The sequence below is a fragment of the Amycolatopsis sp. NPDC059021 genome, from assembly GCF_042739895.1.
Taxonomy (GTDB): domain Bacteria; phylum Actinomycetota; class Actinomycetes; order Mycobacteriales; family Pseudonocardiaceae; genus Amycolatopsis.
Window position 1 is genome coordinate 22,122 of record NZ_JBHYIQ010000063.1, and the last position, 24,214, is coordinate 46,335.

Sequence of the window (24,214 nt, forward strand, 5' to 3'; positions counted from 1 at the left end):
GAATCAAGGCGCGTCGACGAGCACGCGCCCCGCGTCGGCGTTCTGCCGCACCAGGCTTCCGGCGTAGTTCCGTTGCACCTGCGCGGCTTCCGCGGCGTTGGGTTTCGTGTTGGCGCAGCTGACGCCACCGGTGGACCCGGACATCAGCGACGAGCACGGACCAGGCTTCCGGTCGGGCAACCCGAGGCTGTGGCCGAGCTCGTGCGAGGCGATCCGGACCTTGTTGTAGCCCTGCTGGACGGCTTCCCTGCCGTACCAGACGGTGACCTGGCCGCCGGGACGGACGGGCCCGAGCGTGGCCCGCGGCCACCCGGGATCCGCGACCACCCGGATGTTCGCGCGTTGCCCAGGAGACGCTTTCACGATGCGCACGTTGGTCACGCTGGTGTTCCAGACGTTGACGCCCTGCGCGACCACGTCCTTGAACTCCGCGGCCTGGCTGTCGTCATAGGTGAGCGTCGTCGCGTTGATCTCGGCCGCGGCGGCGGTGGGCACCACGGTGACCGGCAACAACAGAGCAGCACCGGCCACCACGCCGGCGAATGTACGTCGAAGCACGATTTACTCCTCGGGTCGGAGCGGAGCCTGTGTCGACATCAGGGACTCGTGCGGCAGCGGGCAACGCACTGTACGTGCCCCGCCAACCTCACAGCGTGATGCTAGAACCGCCCACACCCATTCAAAACCCGCCATAAGTCGCGAAGAACAGCGGTGGCGCATGCGTCTCGCCAGACCCAAGGCTATGCCCCGGGCTCCTCGCCCGCGGTGCGGTGCTGACCCCAGGCGAACCAACCGTAGCGCCGCTCACCGAACCGGACGCGCGGGTACGACAAACGGCCTATCGCGCGGCGCACGTTCGTGTCGATGTTCAGGCTCGCCGGTTGCCTACGGCACACGGTACCTGCGAAGGTCGTCGAGCCAGTTCGCGAGCGAATTTGATCACTATTCGTTGATGTAAGTCGAGCGCGAGACACGGGGAGGGCACGTGCGGGTCATGGCGGTCATGAACTACAAGGGCGGGGTAGGGAAAACAACCATCACCGCAAATCTCGGCGCGGTCGCCGCCAGTCGCGGCTTTCGTGTACTACTCATCGACCTCGACCCCCAGACCAATTTGACCTTCTCATTTTTCTCGGTCGATGAATGGCAGGACCGCCTCAAGGACAACTATACGATCCGGCAATGGTATGACGCCGAGGTGCCCGGACGAGACAGTTCACTGGCAGACCTTGTCACCACGCCGGAGCGGGTCAACAAAGTCCTCAAGAACACTGATGGAAAGCTCGACCTGATCTCCTCCCACCTCGGTCTCATCGACATAGACCTCGAACTCGCCGCGCGGCTGGGTGGGTCCACCACCCTCGACGGGTCGAAGCGAAAGTTCCTGGATCTGCATAGTTGTCTGCGACACGCGCTGGAGGACAGCCGCTTCAGCGGCTACGACCTGACACTCATCGACTGTGCACCGAATTTCGGCCTGGTCACCAAGACCGCTATCGCAGCCAGCGAGAAGATCCTCGTGCCGGCCAAAGCGGACTATCTGTCCACGTTGGGATTGGACTACCTGGCGGGAAATTGCGACACACTTGTGCAACAGTTCAACGCCTACGTCGACCACAAGCGCGACAATGGAAACTACCGGCCGATCGAGCCCAGCATCCTGGGCGTGGTCTTCACCATGGTTCAGATCTATTCGCAGCGAGTGACCGCCGCTCAGCATTCCTATATCGAGCAGGTAAGGCTGAATTCGCAGGTTCCCGTGCTGAACAGTACTGTCCGTAACAGTTCCCACTTCGGCGACTCTGGCGAGAATGGCGTACCGGCCATGCTGCGCGCTGCCGGCAAGGACGACGTGGTCAGGGAGTTCGACCAGCTGGCCGACGAGGTTCTGGGTGCGCTCGCGCTGTCGCCGGGCGGCAGCCGATGAGCGAACTGAAGAGTTTTGTTCTCCTGCAGGCCAGGTTGTACGAGTTCCTGGCGCAACAAGACGAAACCACCCTGCAGGCGATCGTCAGTGGAGCAGCGGAACTGGCTGTTCTTCGCACCGACGACGCACGAGCACCCGACAGCTTCGTCCCTCGCGAAGAGGTACGAAGCACTTCGCGCTCGGCATCAGCTGACCCCACCAGACCGTCCTCCGATGACCCATACCAGGCTGCGCGGGACCTCTCGGAGCTGACATCGGAACAGGAACGGCGACTCTACTTGAACGCGACCGGGCTGCCCGTGGCAGGACTACGGCAAGTCGCCAAGTTACGTGGCTTGGCCCGTTACAGCAGACTCAGTCGCGCCAAGCTCATAAACCTACTGGTCAGCCACGGACTGGATCAGCCCGAAGTGTTCGCGGATCAAGCGAAGACCCCGACGCCTCCCTCCTCGGAGTCGGTCGACAGCAACTCGGAGGCCGAACCGCAAGCCACCCCCCAAGAAGCCGAGCCGTCGACCGCAGCGCCGTCGGCTGGAACCGCAACCCCAACTGCCGATGTGGCGGCCATCGCCTCGCGCTTACGTGAAACCGAGACCGAGGAAGAGGGCGCCGCGTACCTCCACGCGCTGCGGCTGGACCGAGAGGCCCTGCTCGCTGTCGCTGCCGAGTTGCTGCTCACACGCGTGGATCGCCTGAGCCGAAAGGAACTCGAGAAGAGAGTCCTCAAACAGGCGATCGGTGCTCGGCGCAAGTTCGCCGGGCTACGGAAGTGGTGAGCACTGGTGACCGACGAGACGACGGTAGGACGAGGCCAGGAGACCAGCGGCCGCTCGATGTACCTCATCGGTGGTCGCCGCGTCAGGATTTCAGACCTGCTGGACGCCGGTCTGATACGAGCCGGTACCAAGCTCAGGTTCAAGCGCAACCGTATCGGCGTGACCTACGACGCGACCGTAACCGAGCAGGGGAAAATCCGGCTCGATCCCGGCGGCGAGGAAATCCGCTCACCGTCGCGGGCGGCCATGGTGGCAGCCAACATGCGTGCTGTCGACGGCTGGCGGGCGTGGCTGGTTGTCGACCAGAACCGGTTGCTGGACGCCGTGCGCCAGGAATTTCTCGATCGAGCAATTTCGACAGTGGCGACCGCGGCCAACCGGCAAACCGAGGACAAAGACCGCCAACGCATCCATACGCGGTTGAGGCAGGCGCGCAGTCGCGCCGACGAGCACGACCCGGAGAGCATCTCCGTCCGCGAACTTCTGTCGCTCTGGGGAGCGAAGGATCGTGGCGACCAGGTCAGTCAGATTGAAGCGGACCTGGCCAACCACGGGCTGACGACGTCGCCCAGTTTCCGGGCGGTGACTCTCGACACGATGATTTCGCTGACCACACCGCTCGACGAAGCGGAGGACACCGCAGCGGCTGAGTCGCCCGAGATCGACGACATCCCGGGCGCTGAGGATGACGAGGAAGGTAACGACCTGAATGTCCGCCTGACGGTGGGGAACCTGTCCCCTCTTAGCGGCGTGGAGTTCGTCGAAGTCAACAGCACGCTTAAAGAAGCGATCACGAAGATGCTTCTCAATGACTTCTCTCAGCTCGCTGTCCTCAATGGCCCTCGTAACCTGCGCGGCGCCGTGACCTGGCGCTCGATCGCACAGGCGATGCATCGGAAATCGGACGCGAGCGTCGCCGATGCAATCGTCGCTCATGTGGAAGCCGTCGCGTACGATCGTGACCTCTTCGACGTCCTTCCCACCCTGCTACAGCGGGAGTTCGTGTTCGTCCGGGACGAAACCAAGGTCATCAAGGGCATTGTCACGACAGCGGACGTGGCGCAGCGCTACGGCGAGATGGCCACCCCTTTCTTTCAGCTGGGCGAGCTGGATCAAACACTTCGCTGGGTCTTGAACCGCGCCTTCGACCTTCAGACCATCCGACCGCTTTGCAGCAGGAAAATCACCAGCTTCGATGATCTCACCTTCGGTGACTACCAACGCGTTCTGGAGAGCACGGGCCTGTGGGAAAAGCTGGGCTGGCCGTTGGACCGTTCTTACTTCGTCTCCCGGCTGGAGGAGATCCGGCTCATTCGCAACAAGGTCATGCACTTCCACCCCGACCCGGTACCCGAGGACGCGATCGACAAGCTACGGACCTTCAACAGCATGCTGCACCGATACCGCGATCCGGCGTAATCAGCCGACACCTACCCAACGTGACCACCCAGGGGTCCGGGGCTTGCCCCCAAACGGGGTGTGGGGTTTGCACCTTCACAAAACACGCGGAACGCAAAAGGCTCGTGCTCTCCGCGAGCACGAGCCTCCTAGCGTGGACCTTGGGGAACTTACTACAACACAAAAACCCAGGTAGAAGCCCTGGAGGCCCTACTCCAGGAACTACCAGACTCCACCGAACCGACTCCACCACCCGTCGACCGACTCAAACTTCGACGGGCACGCCAGCTCGACGCGGACGAGGCCCAGGCACTCATCGCCGCCTACCAAGCCGGAGCCACGGTGTATAAGCTGGGTGCCCGGTTCGGAATCGAACGGCGGACGGCCAGCAACATCCGCAAACAACACGACGTGTCGATACGCAGATGCGGCCTCTCGCCCGAGCAGATCGACCACGCCATCCACCTCTATAACCTCGGTCGACCCCTCGCCCGAGTCGGCGAACACCAGGGCGTCCACCACACCACCGTACTGACCAAACTCCGCGAACGTGGTATTCCCACCCGGGACACCCATGGACGCCCACGGGCTTGATCTGACCATGCCTTCCTTCTCCTGTTGCTGGCGGGCGAACTCCAGGCGCTTGACCCGAGATCAGGCACCGATGCTGTGGTCCGCATTGTCCAAAGCACGAAGATACGTGACGCCAAAGGCCTTGATCTCGCGGTGTTTCTGGTACCTCGTGGCGAGATCGAACGGACCGTCACTCGTGCGCTGGAAGATGTCGAGGCCGCGCCCGAGCAGGATTTTCCAGCCGGTATCGGTGCTGATCGAGCGGTCGTGGACCGACTGGGGATCGACGAAATCGACGTCGAAGACGATGCCAAGCGCGGCTGTGCTCTGCTTGATCTGCACGAGGTACTCGTACTGCTTCTGCAGCTTCTCCCGGCCGTCCTGGTTCTCGACCGTGATGAGCTTGATCGCAACCTCGTCCGCGGGGTCCTTGCCGCGAGCGATCGCCTCGGCGAGCTCCATCAGGTTCCTGGCTTGGTGGAACAGGCGCACGTAGGGATCAACGATCGTGATCTGCGAGGCACCCTGCAAGTACGGGACCAGCAGCATGTCATACGAGACGCCAATTTGACCTTCTTGGTACTCTCGATGTCCCTGAAACAATTCAGGCTTGGACTGTGTGACCTTGTCAGGGTCAGCAGTGCCAGCGGACGCCGCGCCCGCTCCCCGCAGATCTGCGTTTGCCGGTGCCTCAACCGGATCACTGCCCTTGCGCACCCGGTGGTAGTGCGCGGGGTACTCGTCCTCCTCACGCGTAGCGACGGTGTACCAGGTGCCTTCCTTGTCGAGGTAACCGAACTTCACCTCGGCCATGGTCGAGTCGATGCGCAGAATCTGGTCCTTGACGCGTTTACGTCCCTCGATGGCGATCCGTAGGAGTTCCTCGATCTCCTTTCGGGTGGCCTCGCCGCCTGGATAGAGGATCTTCATCAGGCCGGAGAAGGTCTTGTGAATACCGTCGCGGTCACGGGTCGAGATGTCGGACGATAGCGTGAAGTGCTGCTGGTAGCGGTCGGAGTAGTCCTGCGAGCGCATCGACTTGAGAACTTCGGCGATGTAGTCGACGACGAACCCGTAGCCGTCGGAGAACATCTCGCCACGGATGATGTCCACCTCCCAGCCGGGGATGTAGTGGTGCAACCGGTCGAGGTAGGCCGGGTCGTGGTAGGCCTCAGGCAGTTCGTCGAACAGGTCGGAGTGCCTGAGCATGTACGGCACGGTGTGCGAGGTGTTACCGACGAATACCATCGACGCCTCGGCGCCCAGCGTCTCGACACCACGGGAGAACGATTTGTTCGCCATGTAGTTCTTCATGATGTCGACAAGCGCCTTGTCCGTGCGCTTCTTCTTGCCGGCGAACTCGTCGAAAGCGACGACGTCCCAGTAGCCGACAAGGCCGATGCGTCCGTTGGAGTTGTTGACGAAGAGCTTGGGGACGGTAACCTCGCCACCGGATACCAACATTCCGTGGGGCGAGAACTCCGAGAAGATGTGGGACTTGCCCGTCCCCTTGGGGCCGAGCTCGACCAGGTTGTAGTTGCGCTCGACGAACGGAATCAGACGCACGAGCTGGAAGAACTTCCCCCGCCTGCTGAACATCTCGGGGTTGAACCCGATCGATTGCATAAGCAGGTCGATCCACTCGTCGGTGGTGAATCCGCGCCGCCCCTCGAGGTACTGGTCGACATCGAACCTCGACAGCTGAATAGGCTTGATCGAGCCGAGGATCCAAGGTGCGACACGCTGGTCATCGCTGTGGAAGTATTCGATATCGCAGATACACCAGACGCCACCAACGAGGAGCTTGGGGTGCGCCTTGATCGTTGGCGACTCGACGACCACGCCCATGATGCCGAGGTTGGCGAACTCGGCTTGATAGACATCAGCCTTCTCATTGAGGGTGACGGTGACCTTATCAATGATCCGGTGGCGACCGCGCTCTTTGATCGTGGACTTGACCAGCTCGGACTCGCTGCGATGGACATAGTGTTCGGCGAGGATCTTGCGCACGGTGTCGATGCCAGCCTGGATGGTGGCTTCGTCATCCGAGGCTGCATATTGCCCAAGGAGGTATTCGAGGACATAGGACGGCACGACGGCGTTGCCCTTGACGGTCTTGACCAGGTCCTTGCGGACGACGACTCCGGGGAACAGCAGGTTGATCTTGTAGTCGAGATCGCTCTGCTGCGGTGCGCCGGCGTCGGGCGCCTCGTTCTGGGTCTCGCTCATCGCAGCTCCCCTCCTAGAAGTCGAAGTCCGACGCGAACGAACGCTTCAGCGTGTAGGCCGCCCTGCGGAAGACTCGCCACTGGTTGGTGTTGGGGATCCGCTCCTCCAGGCGGAACTCCACGGCTCGGTTGTTGTAGCCGCTCGACTCCTGACTGAGCAGCATCCGGGCGCTCTGGTACCGGTCGCGCTTGTCGGCCGAGGTCTGATCGAAGGTCAGGTCGACGAGGTTGGAGATCAGAGTCTCGCCGACGTAGAGCCCGGCCCTCAGCGTGCGGGGCCGGACCTTGTCGCTGACTGGCTCGGTCTGGAAGAGCCGGACGACGACCTGCCCGGTGGTGATCTTGTCGGATTCCGGCCAGACCTCGACGTTGACCAGCCGGGTGTCGCTCTTACGCTTCTTGTTGACCGCCAGAACCGGCACGACGATCTCTTGAAGCGCCGCCCCGCCGTGGACGAAGCGCGAGCCGCCACCGGGCAGCTTCAGCCGGTGGATCGACTTGGGGATCTGTACTTCCAGGTCGCTCTCAAGCCCGAGCTGGGCGGCGTCGAAGGCGGCGAAGGCAGTGTCGACCTTGAGGCCGTTGCCCAGCACGAAGCGTCGTTTGACGACCTTGATGTCATCGCCCTGCGGCTGAGTCGACAGGAAGAATGTGTCGGCCAGCTCCTCATCCTGGAACAGGAAGCCATGGTCGGCCGTGACGAAGATATTGGTGGCGTTGGCGCTGGCCAACTTCTTCACCAGGTCGACGATATCGCGCAATGTGTCATCGACGGCTTCGAAAGTCTTACGCTCGGTAATGTGACTGTCGCCCGTAGCATCGATCTGATTGTGGTAGACGTACAGAACCCGGTTGGCCTTGTACAGCTCGCGCCGCTCGTCAGCGTTCAAGGCCTTGAATTCCTCGGCCTGGATCGCCGAGCCGCCGACACCCCCCAGGATCTTGCCGCGGAAGGCGGTGTTGTTGGTCGGCTGGCCGTCGGCCATTACGGTCTTGGCGTCAAGCGAATGCTTAAGCGTCGAATGCGGCAGCAGCGCCGCCATGCCGAGCTGGGTGTAGCTCGGCAGCACTCCGAGGACGGCGTCCAGGTTGGCATCGAAGCGGTCCTCCTGCCGGATGAGTGAGCCAAGCTCGTCGGCCACTTCGTAGCGCAAGGCATCAGAGATGATGACCACGGCCTTCTTGTCGCCGTCCCGCACCAGCGGCTCGACGTAGCGAGAGTAGAAGGCGGCCTGCGAAGGCAGCATCGTCGAGCGCCACCGCTCAACTTGGTCGAGCTGCTGCTGCCAGGCGTTACCCAGCTCGTAGACGTACTTGTTGGTGTAGCGCTTCTCAACCACCTCGCGCAGCGCTTCGAGGGGCTTCGGGTACTCCGCCGTGCGGGCAGCATAGACAAACTGCCGGTAGAGCTGGTCGATGCGGAACCACTCGCGTCGGTAGCGCTCCAACCCGTCGTCGAACGACTCCATGCCGAGATTCAGCGAGGCTAGCTCGCCGAGCAGCTTCGACGCCCGGGCAACGGCTGTGTATAGCTGCTTGTAGTTGTCGATCCAGAAGCTGTTCTGCCGAGCCCGGACCGTCTCGTCCACCTCGCGCGGGGTGACAGTCTGTTCGGCTACCGCCCGCCCCAGGTCGCTGATGATCTTCTGGTCGGTCTCTTCGAACAAGTCGACGGTTACCAGGTCACGGAAGCTCGTGTCCTCGATCCTCGACTTGTAGTCCAGGTCGTGGGCTGCCCGCTTGGCAAGCGTGGCCATGGCCGCCTGACTACGCCGGTCGTTGCGCAGGCTGGCGAAGTCGAGCTGGATGTTCCGCAGTCCGCCCTGGCGGTCGGACTTGAAACCCTCGATGGCCTTAAGGAAGATCCACAACACCAGGTCGTCGATGCTCGGCGAGGACGACTCGTAGCCGTAGATGCTGGCGACGCCGCGCCAGTAGAAGTCATCAAGGCCATAGTCGACGAGAGCGTCGTACTTGGCGTGAGCCCCCTTGGCGTTCTCCGTCAGTAACGTCCTGGTGATCTCCAGCAGACTATGCTCGCGTTGGCCAAGCACGACAGCGCTGATCTTGGCTCGCAACCTGACAGCGTCGTCCTCCGAGCTCAGCAGTGCCTTGAGACTGTGGACGCGCTTGGCCGCGTTGAAGAACTTCTCGTGGGTCTGGACGACCTCGTCGATACCCTGGCCGACCAAGCCCAGGTCCTGAGCCACCAGAGCCGTGCGGTCGGCCGTGAAGACTCCATAGGCCAGCTCCAGATCGAGCAGCCAATTCCCGATGCCACTCGGCACCGGCCCTGAACGGTAGACGAGAAATTTGCCCTTAGGCTCGTCACGCAGCAGCCGGTTCTTGATACCGAACTCGTCATTAGAAACCCGGATCGTCTGGACACCCGGCAGGTCGAGACTGTCCAGATCCTCGATGTACTGACCATCCGGGTCGTGCCAGAAGACAATCCGGCGGCTGTCAAACCAGCGCAGCAGGTGCGGGCGGACCGAAGTAACGTCACTCATCGCTGGCCCCAAGACCGGCGATCTTCTTCAGGGCGGCACCGAACTTCGGGTAGTTCGCCTTCACACCGTCGTCCAGGTCGATCGCCAGCTGACGAGAAGCCAGTGGGTACAACACGTCGTGCTCGTACTCCTCAAGCTCCACAAGCACCTTGCGCAACCGATCGGCCTCCTTCTGAGCCGCCGCCTGCTGACGTGGCGTACCGCCGCCAGCCGCCAGGCGCTCCTGCTGCTGCAGGCTCGACGAGAGCTTGGCCCGGAACTCGCGCAGGTACTCGTTGAGCACAGTCGAGACTGTGGACGGCGTGTAACGGTGCATGTAGATCAGGGCGTTGAACGAGCCCTTGGGGCTGGAGAAGAGCCAATAGATCGGGCGCTTCTTGTACCGTTGTACGTGGTCCTTGTAGAAGGACCTCACGAAGTAGTCACGGATGTTCTTAACACCGAGCGACTCGGTCACGAAGCGCAGGTTTTCCTCGAAATGCTGCTCTCCGAAGGCCGCACGGAGGAACGTGCGGAAGCGAGCAACGATGTCGTCCTCGAACCAATCCCCATTCACAACGGGGATGACGTTGTCCATGTCTGGAGCGAACGTCGGGCTTGGCACCTTGGCGAGGTAATTCTGGACCGTGGCACCCTGGTCGGCGAGGATGAGCCCCGGCTCATCCAGGCTGTAGCGACCGAACATGCAGCCGATGGCGTAGGAGACGAAGTCTTCGACCAGGAGCCGAGCAGCGGCCAGCCGATCGCGGAGACAATCGTCAATGAGACCAGTCGGACGCTGAGCCTCCAGTGCGAACGCATCCTCACCAACTGCGCCAGAGGCTCGGAAGTGGTCTTCAATCTCCCGCTCGATCCCCAAGATAGCGTCCTCCTGCGCGAGCCGCTCAGCACAGTCGGCCTCAAGAGCGTCCCGAGTCTTGAGTAAGGCTTCGCTCGACCGAAGGTGGGAACCGCTGAACGATGGAGATGTCTCCAGCCGGCTCCAGATAGCAGTTGCGTGGGCCAGCGCCTGCTCGACGCGGGCGGTCACGAAGGTCGGATCGTTCGGCGGGATGACAGGGATACGACCGACGGGACCCTCGTGATAGTCCAAGGTTGGAGACAGAGAGTCGATCAACTCCCGAGCGATCGGCGTGTTCAGATAGCCAAGCAACCAGCGAAGGTCGCTCTCTCGCGACGGGAACAGCATCGAGCCCTTCGTCTCAAAGATATATCCAGCGGGAGAGAACCGCATTGCGAACTCGCCCGACAGGCTCGACCAGGTTGCTCCCTCCCGGAAGTAGTACGCTGTATTCTGGGCTCGCGACTTGGGCCGACCGCCTGACTCGGCACCAAAGGCCCTGATCTCCTTGCCGTCTTCGTACCAGTCGACGATATACTCATCATTGCCAGCCCATCGGCGTGGAGTTCCTCCCTTCTGCAAAGGGAACCACTTGGCCTTCGAATTTGCAGCCTCAGTGCCGTCGGTTGCGTTTCGATTGGTCCGCGAAGCCGACACCTCCCACCAATAGCGAAGGAAGCGGTTATTGTCGCCCGTCGCAAGCCCCTGACGCGTCACCCCAAGCGTTGAGAGTGGGGGGAAGTCACGGTAGATGGCGAGCTCCTCCGGTCGCAACCAGTAGGCGAACGGACTGCCATCAATGCCAAGGAATAAAAACTGCTTAACGACAAAACTCTGATACGTGGGGTTAAGAAAGAATTGCTCAAGCGCGTCCCGCTGCCTCACTTCGAGCGCACGCTCATAGAGCTTCCGATAGATAGCGGAACAGTTCACGTCAGGCTTGGACCGCAGGACAACAAATGCCGCCGAAGCCCAGTCGGACCCGAAGACGCCACGGCCGAAATGCACAAGGCTCGTGAGAATATTTTCCGACAGGAATAAGCGTCGCCAATCCGCGAATGACGACTGGAACATCCAGCCATGCGGAGAGATAATGCCCCAAGCTCCGCCCCCGAGACACAAGGAAGCCGCCCGTTCCATGAACATGTTGTAGAAGTCAGACCTCGTCATCGGGAAGTTGTTCTTGGCAAACCGAACAAGCACGTCGCCCATGCTGTTGCTACCCATGTAGGGAGGGTTTGCGACCACTACAACATACCGCGGCGCAAGGTACTCGGCCTGGAGAACGACCCGCTCGGCCCGATCAAGCAGGTCGGTCAGGAGAATATCCGTGCCATCGTCGAGTTCGGAGAGGTGCTGCTTGAGACTAGCGGTGAGCTCGGGGTCAGGCTGAATCAGTGATCCAAGGACGTCCCCGTGCTCGAACTGGTTCCAGAACGCCGACTCAGCATCACGGTCACCGCCACGTATCAGCAGGAAGTCAATCTCGGCCAGTGTGAAGCGGATCGGTTCGAGGACGCAGACGTTGGGCTCGATCTGTTTGTTGAAGAACATGCGCTGCTTCGCGCGGGCCTTCATCGTCAGGGCGAAGGCTGCAAGTGCCCCAGCACGCGGGTCGATCTCGATCCCGTAGAGATTGTTGGTCAGGATGAGCCCAGGAATCTCGGCCGGGGCGTAGCCCTCTTCCTCATAGATGGCGTAGAGCAGGTCGAAGGCATAGGTCAGCATGTGTCCAGAACCACAGGCGGGGTCGACGACCTTGAGCTCCTTGGGGCCACCGATCTTGAGGAAGTCGGTCTCCTCGTCGGCTGGGGCGATGTAGTACTGCATCTGGTCAACGAGCCGAGAAGACGGACGATTGAGCATCCACAAGCGACCGAGGGAGTTCTCGACGAGGTAGCGGACGATCCAGTGCGGCGTGAAGAGCTGAGTGGCTGCGGGGATCTCGTCTGCGCCGGCCTTCTTGTTCTTCTTGAAGCTGGCGAAGACCTCATCTTTGCGCTCCGAGATGTAGAATTGGTACAGCCAGCCGATCACCTCGACGTTCTGGCAGGCATCGGAGGTGAGTACTTTGACGGCACGGCTCAGCACCGAGTCGTCGGCCAGCAGGTTAGCCGGGATGAGCAGCTCGGTAAAGTCGCCCTCCCGCTCGAACATGAACGGCATGGCGCGGTTCCAATAGCGGCAATAATCCGCGAGCAGCAACGCGTAAGCCTCGCTTTGAGCGTCGCCGCTGCGCCGGGTACCATTGAGGAGACTCATCACCATCTCGCGAGTCTTGGTCCCGACCACCGTGGCGTCGATGTTGCCGCGCTTGGCTTCGGCCAGGATCTCGGGCTGACCTGACTCGACGCCAGGCTGTGGCGAGACGACTCCGACGCCGGTGTATCCGTTGGCGTCCATGAAACGCAGGGCGATGATCCGGTTGAACCAGGTGTAGGCGCCCCGATCGGCAACCACCGTTTTGCCCTTGTCGCCGCCACCAGCCGTCGCGATGGCCTTCTCCAGGGCTTCTACGGCCCCGGGTTGCTCGACCCGCTCGAGCGAGGCTTGGGCCAGCACCACGGCGATACGCGCGCTCACCTCGCGAATGAGCGCCGTACGTGCCCAGGTGGCGAACGACTTCAGCGGTGCGGTTTCCATCAGAGAGAGATTCGCTTTCCGTCGTTCAGGGTCTGGACGAGTGCTGTGCGCAAGGCGGCAAGATACCGATCGACGTCCTCTTCCGTTTCCAGCACACCCGAGACGCCGGTGGCTGAGATGGCCTTGACCGACACGGTCTGCTTCGGTGGAGAAGCATCGTCTCCTCCTCCACCCTGCGTTGATGCGGCCAGCAGATCGAGCAAGCCCGGATAAACGGACGCCTCGAAGCTCGAGCCGATCTCCCGGATGAGGGCGATCTGGTCTTGGGAGCGGACGTGGGAGACTGTCTGGTCAATTCGGCCAAGCACGCTCTTCTGGGCATCCAGCGCTGCCTTGGCGTAAATGGCAGTCGCTTTGATCTCAGCCTTACGTCCCTCGATTGCCTCGACGACCTCCGCGCAGTTCGACGCGACGACTTCGTCGATCTGGGCGCGTAGCTGGTCGTTGGCTTGCTTGAGCTGGGCCATCTTGCTGCCGCGAAAGGCGTTCGGGTCGTCCAGGGCAGCGCGCACCGCAGTGTCGCTCCCAGACGGCAGATAACCGAGGTTGATGCTGTGAGTGGCCAACAGATCGACAGCCTGGTCGTAGATGACCTTTTGGCCACCGCTGAGGAATGCCTGGATCGGGTCAATCGTGCTGTCCTTGGCGTCGAGCAAGTCGTCGCCAAGGTTGAAGTCGGTCAGGTACCAGTCGTCGGGTTTTCCGACCACTCGGTCAAGCAGGGCGATCGGAGTGGAGAGCTCCGCCACGAAGGGGTACTTCGAACCCGTGATGGTCGCGTTGAGCTCGTCGCGCTTGGCCTTCAGCTTGTCGGCCCCGTGGCGGGCGAGTTCCAGCGGGTCTTTGGGGGTGTTGCCCTCGTCGAAGAAGTCGGTGCAGAACTTGCGGAAGGCGGCGACCTTGTGCTCGTCGAAAGTCTTTTGGGGAGACACCACGACGTGTGCGTGCTTCTGGGTGTTGCGCAGGACAGCGGCAGCTTCGGAACGTTTGAGGACATTCCCGTCGACCGTGAGCGTGAGCTTGGATGTGCCCACCAGGAAGGCGATCAGAACCTCGATCGAGGCTAGGTCCCAGCCGTAGGGCTTCGCCGTGAAGCTGTCGACGATGGTCCTGATCGTGACCTGCTCACCGAGCGCCTCCTTGCGGAGAACGAAGGACAACACCTCCTCCGTTGGGGCGAAGAGCTTGCTGGCGGTATCTGCATCGAACAGCCCGCTGTCGGGCTTGACAGCCGCGGCGACCTGCTGCTCGCTGTAAGTCGTACCGCCGAGCAGCTTGAGCTGAGAATAGGTGCGGCTGACGAGGTCCTGGAAGCCGTCGGTCACTCGAACGAGCGCGTCCTGGGAGCTTGGGGTGATGTCGGCGGCGTTGATGACCAAAGAGGACTTGCCCACCGAGGCCTTTACCCGCTCGATGAGCTCCTTCTCGCGGCCGATGTTCTGTGCACCCTTGGTCTGCAGGATCTGGCCCTCGATGACCGAGATCGAGTTGCTCTGCTTGCGCTTGATGTACTTCTCGGTCCTGACCAACAACCTCAGATCCGAGAGCACTCGGGCGTCCGGTTCGAGGATGACGCGCAGCTCGTCCTTGCCCGCGCTGTGCATGCGGATCTCTTCGGGCGAGTGCGGATACTCCGGCGAGATGAAGTGGATCGCCAGCTCGCGCTGCGGACCATGGGCCTGGTCGTCGAGCTTGAAGCCGAACGGGAAGTCCTGACCGTTCTTGACGTAGCGGATCTTGTTCGTCTTGATGACGTCGCCCGAGAGCATCTTGAACAGCCGCGCGCTGATTTCGGAGTCGTCGATGTCGACGTTCTTGATCTCTTCCTCGATGACCTGCTCTTCGTTGGTCAGATACTCATAGGCGTTGCCGTTGCGCTGAATGTAGGTCTGCGCCTCCAGCACGGTCAGCGCTTCCTTAACCTGCTCCGAGAGCGCGGGAAGGTCGAGGCCGAAGTGGTCGTAGACCAGCACCGTGAGGTTGCGCCGGGTCGCCTGAAAGCTCTCGACGTATTTGACCAGGAACAAAGCCTTGAGCAAGCGGACTGCCAGCGGGTTGTCGAGGTTGCGCTCGGCGACGTCGATCGAGCGCTGGGCGGCCGACTTCAGCGCGGCGCGGATGCCGGCGAACATGCTGTCGAACGTGGCGAGCTTGCCTACCTCAACATTGCCGACGTCCTTGGCGACCTGCTGGACGACGCCGAGCAACGAGCGCTCGCCCACCGACCTGTTGCGCCCCTCGAAAACGTTATGGTCGGAGAGGCCCTCGATCGCGGCCTGGAACAGCGGGAACTGATAGCTGACGAACGGGTAGGTCCCGACGAAGTGGGATTCGTCGGTGTAGTTGCGGTAGGTCTTGGCCCCGTCGACGAAGTCGAACAGCGTTTTGAAGTTAGCGTGCTGGTCGGCGTGGATCGTACTCAACACAGCCGCACCGGCGTCGTTCTTCTCAAGCAGACGCTTGCGGATGACCTCCTCAACATCGGCACTGGTGAGTTTGAGGCGAGTCTTGAAGCGGGCCTGGATCTTGGAGAAGTCGTTGCCCTGCTGTCTGGTCCGGTCGCCGATGACCTTATCCATGTCCTCCTGCGAGGTCACGAAAACCCACGCCCGGCCAGAGCACCTGGTGTTGAGCGACTCGGTGATGGTCTGCAGGTTGAGCATCAGCTTGGTGTCCGAGCCGATGAACTGGCCGACCTCGTCGACGAAGAACGCCAGCCGGAAGGTCGGGTCGCCCTGCTTGTCCAGCCAGGCCTTGACCTCGTTGGCGAAGTCGTCGATCGAGACGGAATACGAGGCGCTGTACTGCTGGATGATGCTGTCGGCGGTCCCGCCATTGACCTCGGCGAAAGCCTGGTCGATGCTCGGACCTTCCAACGCGCTCTGCTCGCGTCCCTGTGTCCAGGGGATCCCGGCGATGCGTTCGAACGCCGATTGGAAGGCCGCGTACTGGCCGCGGTTGTCTAGATCGCGCTCGAACCGGGCGACATGGCCGTGGTTGCCGTAGTAGCCGCAGCTCTCGTCAAACACCTTGACGAACACCTTGAGCAAAGCGTCGGTTTGGTCCTTGCTGATCAGGTTGGCCTTTTGGTCGATGTTGAACAACAGGCTCTTGGCGGGAATACGGTCGGCCTTGTTGAGCAGGCCTGGGAGAAAGGCGTCAGAGCTCTTCGCCCGGAAGCTGTCAGAGACGCTCTGGCGCGGGTAGTCTTGACCCTCGACGTCACCGAGGAGGTGGGCGAGCATTTTGAGCATGTGCGACTTGCCGGAGCCGAAGAAGCCGGAGATCCACACACCGTTGGCGTTGGTGTAGGACGTGTACTCCTCAAGTAGAAGCTCCAAGCCCTTCGCGGCTTCGTTGGTCAGGACGTACTCCTCGACCTCAGTGCCCAAGTGTGCGACGTCGTCGGCCTTAATAACGCCTTCGATCGGGCGCTGGATGTCCTTGGCGAAAATCTCGCTGAGCTGCATCGAGCTCACGCCTCCTGTTCCAGGATGTTCTTGGCTCGGTAGTACTGGTCGTCCTTAAGCCGACCGAACAATACGAGCGAGGAGCCCAACGTGGCGGACTGCTCGTAGCGGCCTGGGAAGAACATGAGCATCGGCTTGACTTTGACCACCGACTGCAGGTTGTTCAGCACGTTGTGCGAGCGAATATGCGGGAAGACCTCTCCGATCCCGGTAAGGAAGAAGATGTCGAAGTCGACCTGCGCGAGCCGGTCACGGATCGCCGGGGCGAGGTGCAGTTGCGGGTCGAGCATTCCCTGGAGCATCTCGCGGAAATCGGCCTTGTCCCGGTCGGGCTCGATGGCGAGGACCCGATCCCAGACGCCTCGCTCCCTCAGGAGTTCGACAGACAGGTCGTAGAGGTTGATCTCGAACACGGTGATTCCGGTGTTGGACAGCCGGTTCTTGATACGCTTCTTGGCCGCCGCGACAGCAAGTGCGTCCTCCGGCGGGTACGGGTAGATGAAGAACGGGACTTCGTTGCTCAGGCCCTCCATCTGCAGGAACCGCTTCCCGCTGAGTACCGCGAACAGGTGGTCTTCCTGCTGCGACAGAGTTTTCGGGATCACAGCGCAGCCCCCTGTTTCGCGGTTGGCCGGGTCGGGAAGAACCGCAGGTCACTCGGCGTGCGGGCGCTGAGGGCGGCAACGACTCGCTCGGATAGTACGGTCGGCCTGATGCACCCAGCCGCCGACAACAGCTCGGCTTCCCGCAGCATCTTAAACACGTTTGACCTCAGCTTCTGCAGCGTCGAGTCCTTGATCGCGGCCAGCTCTTCATGCCACAGCGCCTTGGTTCGGACGAAGCTGTCGAAGTCCTGGTACTCCAGTGTCGAGGCCAGGAGCAAAAAGCGCTCCCGCACGACCTCCTCGGCAAACTCACCGATGAGCTTGTAACGGCGGCAAGCAGCGGCCCACATGAGGTATCCACGCTCGGAGGATGTCGCCTTGGTCAAGAGCGCGACTTCGTCGTCGGCAAGCACGGAGAGCCGCTTCACGGTCTCGCGGACCAGACGGACTCTCGTGCTATGGGTACGTGCCTGAAGCAGGTTGCCCTGTACCGCTTGGTCGCGGACCTGCTCCCAGTCACGCCGCTCGAGGTAGACGGGCACAAGCACCGCGGCCTCACGCGCCAAGAGGGCGCCCGTGGTGAACGAGAGCGCGTACCGCCGCGCTGCCGCCAACGGGCCGTTCATCGATCCTTCCTTCCGGTTTCTGGGCAGGTCGAACAGGCCATCCAGAGTGGCCGTCTTACTCATCGCCAAGAGAAGTTCCTTCACCCGACGACGCCGCGCCACCGCTTCGAACCCACTCGTCGACCTCTCTCGCCTGGAACTTCCACAACCAACCCCCCTCGTGCGCCACCATCTCCTTCTCCGCGATCCACGAGTAGACCGTGTCCTTTCGTAACACCGAGGTGAGTCGCGATGTTGTCAGCGGAGAGCCAGGGGTCAGCCACGAGGCAACCTCCAGCCATCCAGCAGTCACGAACACGCTAAGGATCTCACCTTACTGGGAAGACCCTGCTTGACCCGTCTAGTCTGATGCGACAGGCAACAACCCGTCTCAGGCGGCTCCGCCTCGTAGACGCCCAGCTGCAAGAACCCATCTGTTCAGCTGTCGGCACCGACAGGACGGTTCTGCGAACTGGCCGCTGCCGATGCGGTCGCTGGTTCCGCGACGTGGGCCCCCTATTCGTGTCATGCCCGAGCCGGCTACGCATCCAGCACATCACGAACGCCAAGTCATCAACCTTGCGACTGCACCGCGATCCCATCGGGCGGTGATCTACTTGCGGATGTCCTCGGTAAGTCACGTGAGGCGAGATTACGCCCCAGAGGATCTCGATCCCTCCGGCGCGAGGCCTGCTGCCGCGGAGTCGAACAGCTCGGCTTGGTGATCGTGGAGGAGTACGCCGAACCAGGCCGGTCAGCCGAGAAGATCGCCAAGCGTGCCGCGTTCAAGCGTGCGGACTGCACGCCGGGCCCGAGGAGAAACGACCTCCTCGGCACCGCCCTGCCACGCAGCGTTGCAGGCGCTGGCCGGCTACGCGCAATACACTGAATTAACTCAACATGAGGCCGGCCTGACAGGGAGACAGTTGTTACGCTGCGCGACACGATCAAGGAGTGTGTCGACCGGCTTGACCGCTATGGCCGACAGGGACAGCGGATCGGCGAGCAGAACACCAAGGCCGGTCTGATCGAACCCGTGATCGCTACGCTGGGCTGGGACATCGTCAACCCTGACGAGGTGCACCGTGAGTACGTCGCCGTAGCACGGACAACCCGGTCGACTACGCCCTGCTGATCATGCGGACGCCACGGCTGTTCATCGAGGCAAAAGGCCTGGGCGAGAACCTGGACGACCCGAGGTGGGCCAACCAGACAATCAGCTACGCCGCCGTCGCCGGCGTCGAGTGGGTCGACTGACCGATGGGGCGGAGTGGCGCATCTACAACGCCCACGCTCCCGTGCCCGTCGAGCAGAAGCTGTTCCGTTCCGTCCGGCTCGCCGAGGACCTCAACCAGGCAGCCGAGGTCCTCGCGCTGCTTGGCCGCGATGATCTACGCGATAACCGCATCCGGGAACAGTGGGAGAGCTACTTCATCGATCGCCAAGTCCACCGTGCACTCGTCGCCTTGTTCACTGGCCAGGAGCCTCCTCGTGAGCTGGTGAACCTGGTCGCCAAGCAGGCGTCAAATCTAACCCGCGCCAACGTCAAGGCCAGCCTCATGCGCACCCTGGCCAGCTTCGATTTCCCCCTCACCACCCCGCTCCTGCCCACCCACCCCTCAATCACGGCGCCACCATCCGCCATCCCAGCAGTCCCAAACCGATCGATGACCACCACCTCACGCCCCGCAAATAGGGTTGCGGTCAGCGACGCCGAACGCTCCATCACCCTCCGTGACCTCATGCTGCGGGCATGCTTACACCTGGGCAACCTTTGATCGCAGAAGGGCGACAACAACGCCGACAAGCAGACCTGCTTCCCGATGGGACGCTCCGTGTCAACGGCCAGACCTACACCTCACCCAGCGCCGCCGGTGAAGCCGTCAAGATCGACATCGCCGACCCTGACCTCAAGGATACAACCCGAGCCACGGACGGCTGGGACTTCTGGAAGGCGCTCGATCCGGCAACTGGCCATCCACCAGTGCGCCTCAAGGAACTACGCCGACGTCACGCCCAACGTGCCGCCAAATAGGTCATCCCGCTTGACGACCCAATGGCCGCATCGGACGCCTGCCTCAACTCCGTCATCCCGATGAATGACACTTCGGCTGGCCGAGCAGTGCACTCGATGCTGTGCTGAAGCGGACAGCCAGACACGAGGTCAGCACCGTCATCACCGGTGCTGGTACTCAGGCGCCGTGACCGCCCACCCGGAGAAACGATGTCCGCCAGCCCGGAGGCCCAAAGCCGCACCCCGGAGATCACGACGACCATTGACAAGGGTCTACAACCTTGTCCGAGCAATCCTCGCGGTGGCATGCCAACAGGGCATCGATCCGCACCCCCGACAAGGACAAACAAGGCTAGACACCCTAAGTGAATAGAACCATAAAACAACCCATGACCAGCGAGTTTACAGAAGCATCGACGTAGCACCAGACTATGAACACAACTGCGCTGATCAAGTGCATGTAGAGGACTCAGGGTGGCCCTAGAGGAGCTTACTCGAACACCAGGCCACAGACTGGGGGTCCGGGGCGGAGCCCGCCGGGCGGCATTTGGGGTTGCACCCCAAATAAAACAACAGAGCGAGCCGGTTGGCGCTTCTCGCCAACACAACTCGCCCTATGTTACGTGGAGCTGAGGGGAATCGAACCCCTGACCTTCTCGATGCGAACGAGACGCGCTACCAACTGCGCTACAGCCCCTTGTTTTGAAGCTCCATGAGCCTATCAGTGGCTCATGGAGCCCCTTGCACCGGGGGTCACTCTCCGGCGGCCCGGCGGAAGGTCCTGGTCCCCGGGTCGTCGAGGTCCACGAAGGCGGGGTCCTCGTCGTCGAGGTCCACGACGACGGCCTGCCTGCGGGCGCGGAGCATCGGCGACGGCTTGCGTTCGACGACCGGGCGCCGGACGGGGGCAACGACCTCGACGTCCTCCGCATCGTCTACTACAGGCTCCTCGTCGGCCTCGGGGGCCATCGGGCGCCGAGGCGCGCGGGTGCTGTTGAAGCGCGCCATGCGGCGCTGCCGGATCTCGTTCTCGATGCGGACCTGGCGGCGGAGGTAGCCCAGGTAGCCGACGAGGACGACGTCGGCGGCGGCGTGGGCCCACCAGACGAGCGGGATGAGGAAGCCGGCGACGGCGGCGGTGGCCACGGCGACGATGAGCAGGATGACGACGACGCGCTGCCGGAAGGCGTACTTGGCGCGGGCGGCGATCTCCGCGGCTTCGGGGTCGAAGCCGCCCCGGCCGGGCCGGTAGCCGTGCCGTTCGGACTCGGCGCGCTGTGCGCGTGACGGTTGCGGCAGGGGGTCGGGTTCGGGCTCCTCGTCCTCGAGGTCCGCGTCGAGTTCGGCTTCGAGCTCGGCGAGGTCGTCCTCGACCGTCGGCTTCGCGCTGTCGGACATGGCGAACTCCTCCTGTCCTTCGTTGCGTGCGCTCCCGCTCCGCACCACTCGCGCGGCGAGCGCGGAGTCGGCCGTCCGCGCGACCTGCTGGCGCTTGCGGGCGACCATGGGCACGAGTACGACGAGCCATGCCGCGGCGAGCGCGACGATGATCACGGAGCTGGGCATCTCCCGTCACCTCCCCCGATATTTCCTGTCCTGAAGTCACGCTAGCCACAGGAGTAACAGAACGGGCGGAGGCTCGCCGGGTTCGATCACGGAAATGCATCACCGGATTAGGTGAAACTCACGGAATGTGGTAACGCCGTTGCGGAGCCGGACGAGTAATCACGATCAGGCCTGCTCGGCACGTCCCGAGGCGATGAGCCGGGGCACCAGGCCGTTGCCGGTTTCCTCCTGGGTGATGGCGTAGCAGTAGTGGTCCCGCCAGCCGCCGGCGACATCGAGATAACGCTCGAAAAGGCCTTCCCGCCGGTACCCCGCCTTGGTCAGAACGCGCAGGCTGGGCCCGTTCTCCGGGCGCACGGTGGCCTCCAGCCGATGCAGTCCGGCCAGCCCGAAAGAGTGATCCGTCACGAGCGCCACGGCGGCGGTCGCGACACCCCCGCCGACGAAGTCCGAAGCCACCCAGTACCCGATCCACGCGGACCGCAGCGACGCGCGGATGACGTTACCCACAGTGATCTGCCCGGCGAACCGGCCGTCGACGGTCACCGTGAACGGCAGGCACTGCCCGCGCCGCGCCAGCGATCGCAACGCGGCCCACTGCGACGGCCACGACCAGAAGGCGTTGCGATCGGGCCATGGCCCGATGCCGGTGGGCTCCCACTGCTCCAGGTGCTCGCGGTCGCGCTGGCGGATCCGGCTCCACTCGCCCGCGTCCCGCAGCCGGATCGGCCGCACCGCGACGACACCCGCCTTGACACGCAACGGCCCGAGCCGGGCGGGCCAGCCGGGATGCCTGCTTTCCACCGGGTAGGACACGCCGGACACGGGCGAGGTCATCCGCCGTGCTACCCCCGCTGGGCCAGGAAGGTGACCTTGACCTGTTCGCCCGCCGGTACCTCGGTGAGATCCTCATCCACGTTGATCAGGCAGTTCGCCTCCGCGAGCGAGGCGAGCAGATGCGCGCCGGACGTGCCGAGCGGCTGCACCAGGTACTCGCCGTTGGCCTCGTCCCGCAGCAGCTGGCCACGCAGGAAACCCCGCCTGCCCTTCGTGGACGTGACGGGCGAGAGCAGCCGTGCCCCGACGACCCGGCGATGCGGGTTGCGGGTGCCGCGTGCCGCACGGATCAGCGGCCGCACCAGCACCTCGAACACCACGAGCGCGCTCATCGGGTTGCCGGGGATGAGGAACGTCGGGACCGAATCCGGCCCGAGCCGTCCGAAGCCCTGCACCGAGCCCGGGTGCATCGCCACTCGCGTCGTGTCGATCCGTCCGAGGTCCGACAGCGCGGCATGCACCTCATCGCCGATCGTGCCGCCGGCGCCCCCGGCGACGACGACGATCTCGGACATCAGGAGCCTGCCCTCGACGACCTCGCGCAGCCGCTTCGGATCGCTGGACACGATCCCGACGCGGCTGACCTCGGCCCCGGCGTCCCGCGCGGCCGCGGCGAGCGCGTAGGAGTTGACGTCGTAGACCTGCCCGACCGACGGGGTGCGGTCGATGTCGACCAGCTCGTCGCCGACGGACACGATCGACACGCGGGGCCGCGGGTAGACCAGCACCTTCGCCCTGCCGACCGCGGCGAGCAGGCCGACCTGGGCCGAGCCGATCGTGTCGCCGTTGCGCACCGCGACGTCGCCGATCTGGACGTCTTCGCCGGCACGCCGCACGTACCCCGCAGAGGGCACCGGGCGGTGCACGGTGACCTTCGCCTGGTGACCGTCGGTGTAGGCGGTGGGCACGACGGCGTCGGCCAGCGTCGGCAGCGGCGCGCCCGTGTCGACCCGCACTGCCTGCCCCGGCTGGAGGCGGCGCGGCTGCCGGGATCCGGCGGCGATCTCGCCGACGACGGGCAGCTGGACCGGTTCCTGACCCGCGGCGCTGACGTCGACGCTGCGGACCGCGTAGCCGTCGACGGCGGCCTGGTCGAATCCGGGCAGGGCGTGCTCGGCGATCACTTCCTCCGCGCACAGCAGGCCCTGTGCCTCGGAGATCGCCACTCGCACCGGCCGCGGGCGCACGGCGGCGTCGAGGGTCAGTGCGATCTGCGCGTCGACGGAGCGGAATTCGCCGGGCTCGGCCGGGATCTCCGTCACGTCGGCCATGCCGGCTTCTTCGGTCGGTGCGTCGAGGGAGTCGGTCATGCGCGATCTTCCCCGATCCGTTCGCTCAGCCACGCCCGTAACGATGGCCCGTACTCGGGGGTTTCGAGCGCGAAATCGACGGCGGCACGCAGAAAACCACCCGGATTCCCCAGATCGTGCCTGCCGCCGCGGTGGACGACGATGTGCACCGGGTGTCCCTCGGCGATGAGCAGCGCGACCGCGTCGGTCAGCTGCAGCTCGCCACCGGACCCCGGGGTGATCCGCTTGAGCGCGTCGAAGATCGCCCGGTCCAGCAGGTAGCGGCCGGCCGCGGCGAACGTCGAGGGCGCGTCTTCGGGCTTCGGCTTCTCGACCATGCCGTGCACCCGTTTGACGTCGGGGTTGTCGGTGTCGGTGACGTCGAAGACGCCGTACGGGGAGATCTGTTCCTTGGGGATGTCGAACGCGCACAGCACGCTGCCGCCGTGTTCGGCGCGGACCGCGGACATCCGGTCGAGGACGCCGGTGGGCAGGACGAGGTCGTCGGGCAGCAGGACGGCGACCGCCTCGTCCGCCGGGGTCAGGTTCGGCTCGGCCTGCGCGACGGCGTGCCCCAGCCCGAGCGCCTGCTCCTGGATCGCCACCTCGACGTCGAGCAGTCCTGGCCCGCGCCGGACCTTCTCCAGCAGTTCGGTCTTGCCCTTGGCCTCGAGCGTCTTCTCCAGCTCCGGCTGGTCCTCGAAGTACTTGACGACCGATTCCTTGCCGGGCGAGGTCACGATCACCAGGCGCTTCGCGCCCGCGGCGGCGGCTTCGCTCGCGACCAGCTCGATGCCCGGCGTGTCAACCACCGGGAGCAGTTCTTTCGGCACTGCTTTCGTGGTCGGCAGGAAGCGTGTGCCGAGGCCCGCGGCAGGCACGATGGCGGTTTGGAACGTCTGCGAGGTCGTAGCGCCCGTCATGGGCGCAAA

General features: G+C 63.4%; 17 protein-coding genes, 1 tRNA gene and 1 pseudogene. 5 read left to right on the forward strand and 14 right to left on the reverse strand.

What is annotated here, in order from left to right; genetic code table 11:
• Window positions 1-3: 3 nt before the first annotated feature.
• A complete protein-coding gene (locus ACFWX1_RS30820) occupies window positions 4-558 on the reverse strand; it encodes a snapalysin family zinc-dependent metalloprotease (protein WP_378393269.1) in 555 nt (184 codons plus the stop codon).
• A gap of 436 nt (window positions 559-994) precedes the next feature.
• On the opposite strand from ACFWX1_RS30820, the gene ACFWX1_RS30825 reads away from it, so the two are divergent.
• Genes ACFWX1_RS30825 through ACFWX1_RS30835 form a run of 3 tightly spaced genes read left to right on the forward strand, consistent with a single transcriptional unit; the run spans window position 995 to window position 4,122 of the window.
• Window positions 995-1,927, forward strand: a complete 933-nt coding sequence (locus tag ACFWX1_RS30825; RefSeq protein ID WP_378393298.1) for a ParA family protein — start codon at window positions 995-997, stop codon at window positions 1,925-1,927.
• Window positions 1,924-2,703 carry a hypothetical protein gene (locus ACFWX1_RS30830; RefSeq protein ID WP_378393270.1) on the forward strand — a complete coding sequence of 260 codons (780 nt, stop codon included), beginning with the start codon at window positions 1,924-1,926 and terminating at the stop codon, window positions 2,701-2,703. The genes ACFWX1_RS30825 and ACFWX1_RS30830 overlap by 4 nt, the downstream gene beginning before the upstream one ends.
• 6 nt (window positions 2,704-2,709) lie before the next feature.
• Complete coding sequence (locus tag ACFWX1_RS30835) at window positions 2,710-4,122, forward strand: CBS domain-containing protein (protein WP_378393271.1); 1,413 nt, start codon at window positions 2,710-2,712, stop codon at window positions 4,120-4,122.
• 201 nt (window positions 4,123-4,323) lie between these two features.
• Here the strand turns inward: ACFWX1_RS30835 and ACFWX1_RS30840 are convergent, their stop codons facing one another.
• From ACFWX1_RS30840 to ACFWX1_RS30875, 8 genes and pseudogenes are all read right to left on the reverse strand, one after another.
• Window positions 4,324-4,620: a hypothetical protein gene (locus ACFWX1_RS30840; RefSeq protein ID WP_378393272.1), complete on the reverse strand. Its 297-nt coding sequence runs from the start codon at window positions 4,618-4,620 to the stop codon at window positions 4,324-4,326.
• A gap of 135 nt (window positions 4,621-4,755) precedes the next feature.
• Window positions 4,756-6,903 carry a BREX system Lon protease-like protein BrxL gene (gene brxL, locus ACFWX1_RS30845; RefSeq protein WP_378393273.1) on the reverse strand — a complete coding sequence of 716 codons (2,148 nt, stop codon included), beginning with the start codon at window positions 6,901-6,903 and terminating at the stop codon, window positions 4,756-4,758.
• A gap of 13 nt (window positions 6,904-6,916) precedes the next feature.
• Window positions 6,917-9,412, reverse strand: a complete 2,496-nt coding sequence (gene pglZ, locus ACFWX1_RS30850) for a BREX-1 system phosphatase PglZ type A (protein ID WP_378393274.1) — start codon at window positions 9,410-9,412, stop codon at window positions 6,917-6,919.
• A complete protein-coding gene (gene pglX / locus ACFWX1_RS30855; protein ID WP_378393275.1) occupies window positions 9,405-12,896 on the reverse strand; it encodes a BREX-1 system adenine-specific DNA-methyltransferase PglX in 3,492 nt (1,163 codons plus the stop codon). Before pglX ends, pglZ begins: the two co-directional genes overlap by 8 nt.
• Entirely contained in the window at window positions 12,896-16,366 is a 3,471-nt protein-coding gene (gene brxC / locus ACFWX1_RS30860) for a BREX system P-loop protein BrxC (protein WP_378393299.1), read from the reverse strand. The genes pglX and brxC overlap by 1 nt, the downstream gene beginning before the upstream one ends.
• A 5-nt stretch (window positions 16,367-16,371) precedes the next feature.
• Window positions 16,372-16,971 carry a DUF1788 domain-containing protein gene (locus ACFWX1_RS30865; RefSeq protein WP_378393276.1) on the reverse strand — a complete coding sequence of 200 codons (600 nt, stop codon included), beginning with the start codon at window positions 16,969-16,971 and terminating at the stop codon, window positions 16,372-16,374.
• The gene (locus ACFWX1_RS30870) at window positions 16,968-17,660 is read right to left on the reverse strand and encodes a DUF1819 family protein (protein WP_378393277.1); all 693 of its coding nucleotides are present in this window, start codon (window positions 17,658-17,660) and stop codon (window positions 16,968-16,970) included. Before ACFWX1_RS30870 ends, ACFWX1_RS30865 begins: the two co-directional genes overlap by 4 nt.
• Window positions 17,653-17,878: pseudogene (locus ACFWX1_RS30875) on the reverse strand (helix-turn-helix domain-containing protein). Before ACFWX1_RS30875 ends, ACFWX1_RS30870 begins: the two are co-directional and overlap by 8 nt.
• Window positions 17,879-18,874: 996 nt before the next feature.
• Here ACFWX1_RS30875 and ACFWX1_RS30880 point away from each other — a divergent pair.
• Together ACFWX1_RS30880 and ACFWX1_RS30885 are read left to right on the forward strand one after the other, a co-directional pair.
• Window positions 18,875-19,354 carry a hypothetical protein gene (locus tag ACFWX1_RS30880; RefSeq protein WP_378393278.1) on the forward strand — a complete coding sequence of 160 codons (480 nt, stop codon included), beginning with the start codon at window positions 18,875-18,877 and terminating at the stop codon, window positions 19,352-19,354.
• Window positions 19,330-19,611 carry a hypothetical protein gene (locus ACFWX1_RS30885; protein WP_378393279.1) on the forward strand — a complete coding sequence of 94 codons (282 nt, stop codon included), beginning with the start codon at window positions 19,330-19,332 and terminating at the stop codon, window positions 19,609-19,611. Before ACFWX1_RS30880 ends, ACFWX1_RS30885 begins: the two co-directional genes overlap by 25 nt.
• Before the next feature lie 603 nt (window positions 19,612-20,214).
• On the opposite strand, the gene ACFWX1_RS30890 is transcribed toward ACFWX1_RS30885, so the two are convergent.
• The 5 genes from ACFWX1_RS30890 to ACFWX1_RS30910 form a co-directional block, all read right to left on the reverse strand.
• Window positions 20,215-20,287 (reverse strand) — tRNA-Ala (locus tag ACFWX1_RS30890).
• 56 nt (window positions 20,288-20,343) lie between these two features.
• Window positions 20,344-21,156, reverse strand: a complete 813-nt coding sequence (gene glpR / locus ACFWX1_RS30895) for a gephyrin-like molybdotransferase receptor GlpR (protein WP_378393280.1) — start codon at window positions 21,154-21,156, stop codon at window positions 20,344-20,346.
• A gap of 165 nt (window positions 21,157-21,321) precedes the next feature.
• On the reverse strand, window positions 21,322-21,993 hold the full coding sequence (locus ACFWX1_RS30900; protein WP_378393281.1) for a GNAT family N-acetyltransferase: 672 nt from the start codon (window positions 21,991-21,993) through the stop codon (window positions 21,322-21,324).
• A gap of 8 nt (window positions 21,994-22,001) precedes the next feature.
• Window positions 22,002-23,264, reverse strand: a complete 1,263-nt coding sequence (gene glp, locus ACFWX1_RS30905) for a gephyrin-like molybdotransferase Glp (RefSeq protein ID WP_378393300.1) — start codon at window positions 23,262-23,264, stop codon at window positions 22,002-22,004.
• Between the two features lie 35 nt (window positions 23,265-23,299).
• Window positions 23,300-24,205, reverse strand: coding sequence for a UTP--glucose-1-phosphate uridylyltransferase (locus tag ACFWX1_RS30910; RefSeq protein ID WP_378393282.1), 906 nt, complete (start codon window positions 24,203-24,205; stop codon window positions 23,300-23,302).
• Between the last annotated feature and the right edge of the window lie 9 nt (window positions 24,206-24,214).

Excerpts from the sequence above, each read along its gene's own strand:
- ACFWX1_RS30825 (WP_378393298.1), top strand. The coding sequence starts at position 995 with ATGGCGGTCATGAACTACAAGGGCGGGGTAGGGAAAACAACCATCACC.
- ACFWX1_RS30830 (WP_378393270.1), top strand. The coding sequence starts at position 1,924 with ATGAGCGAACTGAAGAGTTTTGTTCTCCTGCAGGCCAGGTTGTACGAG.
- brxL (WP_378393273.1), bottom strand. The coding sequence starts at position 6,903 with ATGAGCGAGACCCAGAACGAGGCGCCCGACGCCGGCGCACCGCAGCAG.
- pglZ (WP_378393274.1), bottom strand. The coding sequence starts at position 9,412 with ATGAGTGACGTTACTTCGGTCCGCCCGCACCTGCTGCGCTGGTTTGAC.
- pglX (WP_378393275.1), bottom strand. The coding sequence starts at position 12,896 with ATGGAAACCGCACCGCTGAAGTCGTTCGCCACCTGGGCACGTACGGCG.
- brxC (WP_378393299.1), bottom strand. The coding sequence starts at position 16,366 with ATGCAGCTCAGCGAGATTTTCGCCAAGGACATCCAGCGCCCGATCGAA.
- ACFWX1_RS30870 (WP_378393277.1), bottom strand. The coding sequence starts at position 17,660 with ATGAGTAAGACGGCCACTCTGGATGGCCTGTTCGACCTGCCCAGAAAC.
- ACFWX1_RS30885 (WP_378393279.1), top strand. The coding sequence starts at position 19,330 with ATGCTTACACCTGGGCAACCTTTGATCGCAGAAGGGCGACAACAACGC.
- glpR (WP_378393280.1), bottom strand. The coding sequence starts at position 21,156 with ATGCCCAGCTCCGTGATCATCGTCGCGCTCGCCGCGGCATGGCTCGTC.
- ACFWX1_RS30900 (WP_378393281.1), bottom strand. The coding sequence starts at position 21,993 with ATGACCTCGCCCGTGTCCGGCGTGTCCTACCCGGTGGAAAGCAGGCAT.
- glp (WP_378393300.1), bottom strand. The coding sequence starts at position 23,264 with ATGGCCGACGTGACGGAGATCCCGGCCGAGCCCGGCGAATTCCGCTCC.
- ACFWX1_RS30910 (WP_378393282.1), bottom strand. The coding sequence starts at position 24,205 with ATGACGGGCGCTACGACCTCGCAGACGTTCCAAACCGCCATCGTGCCT.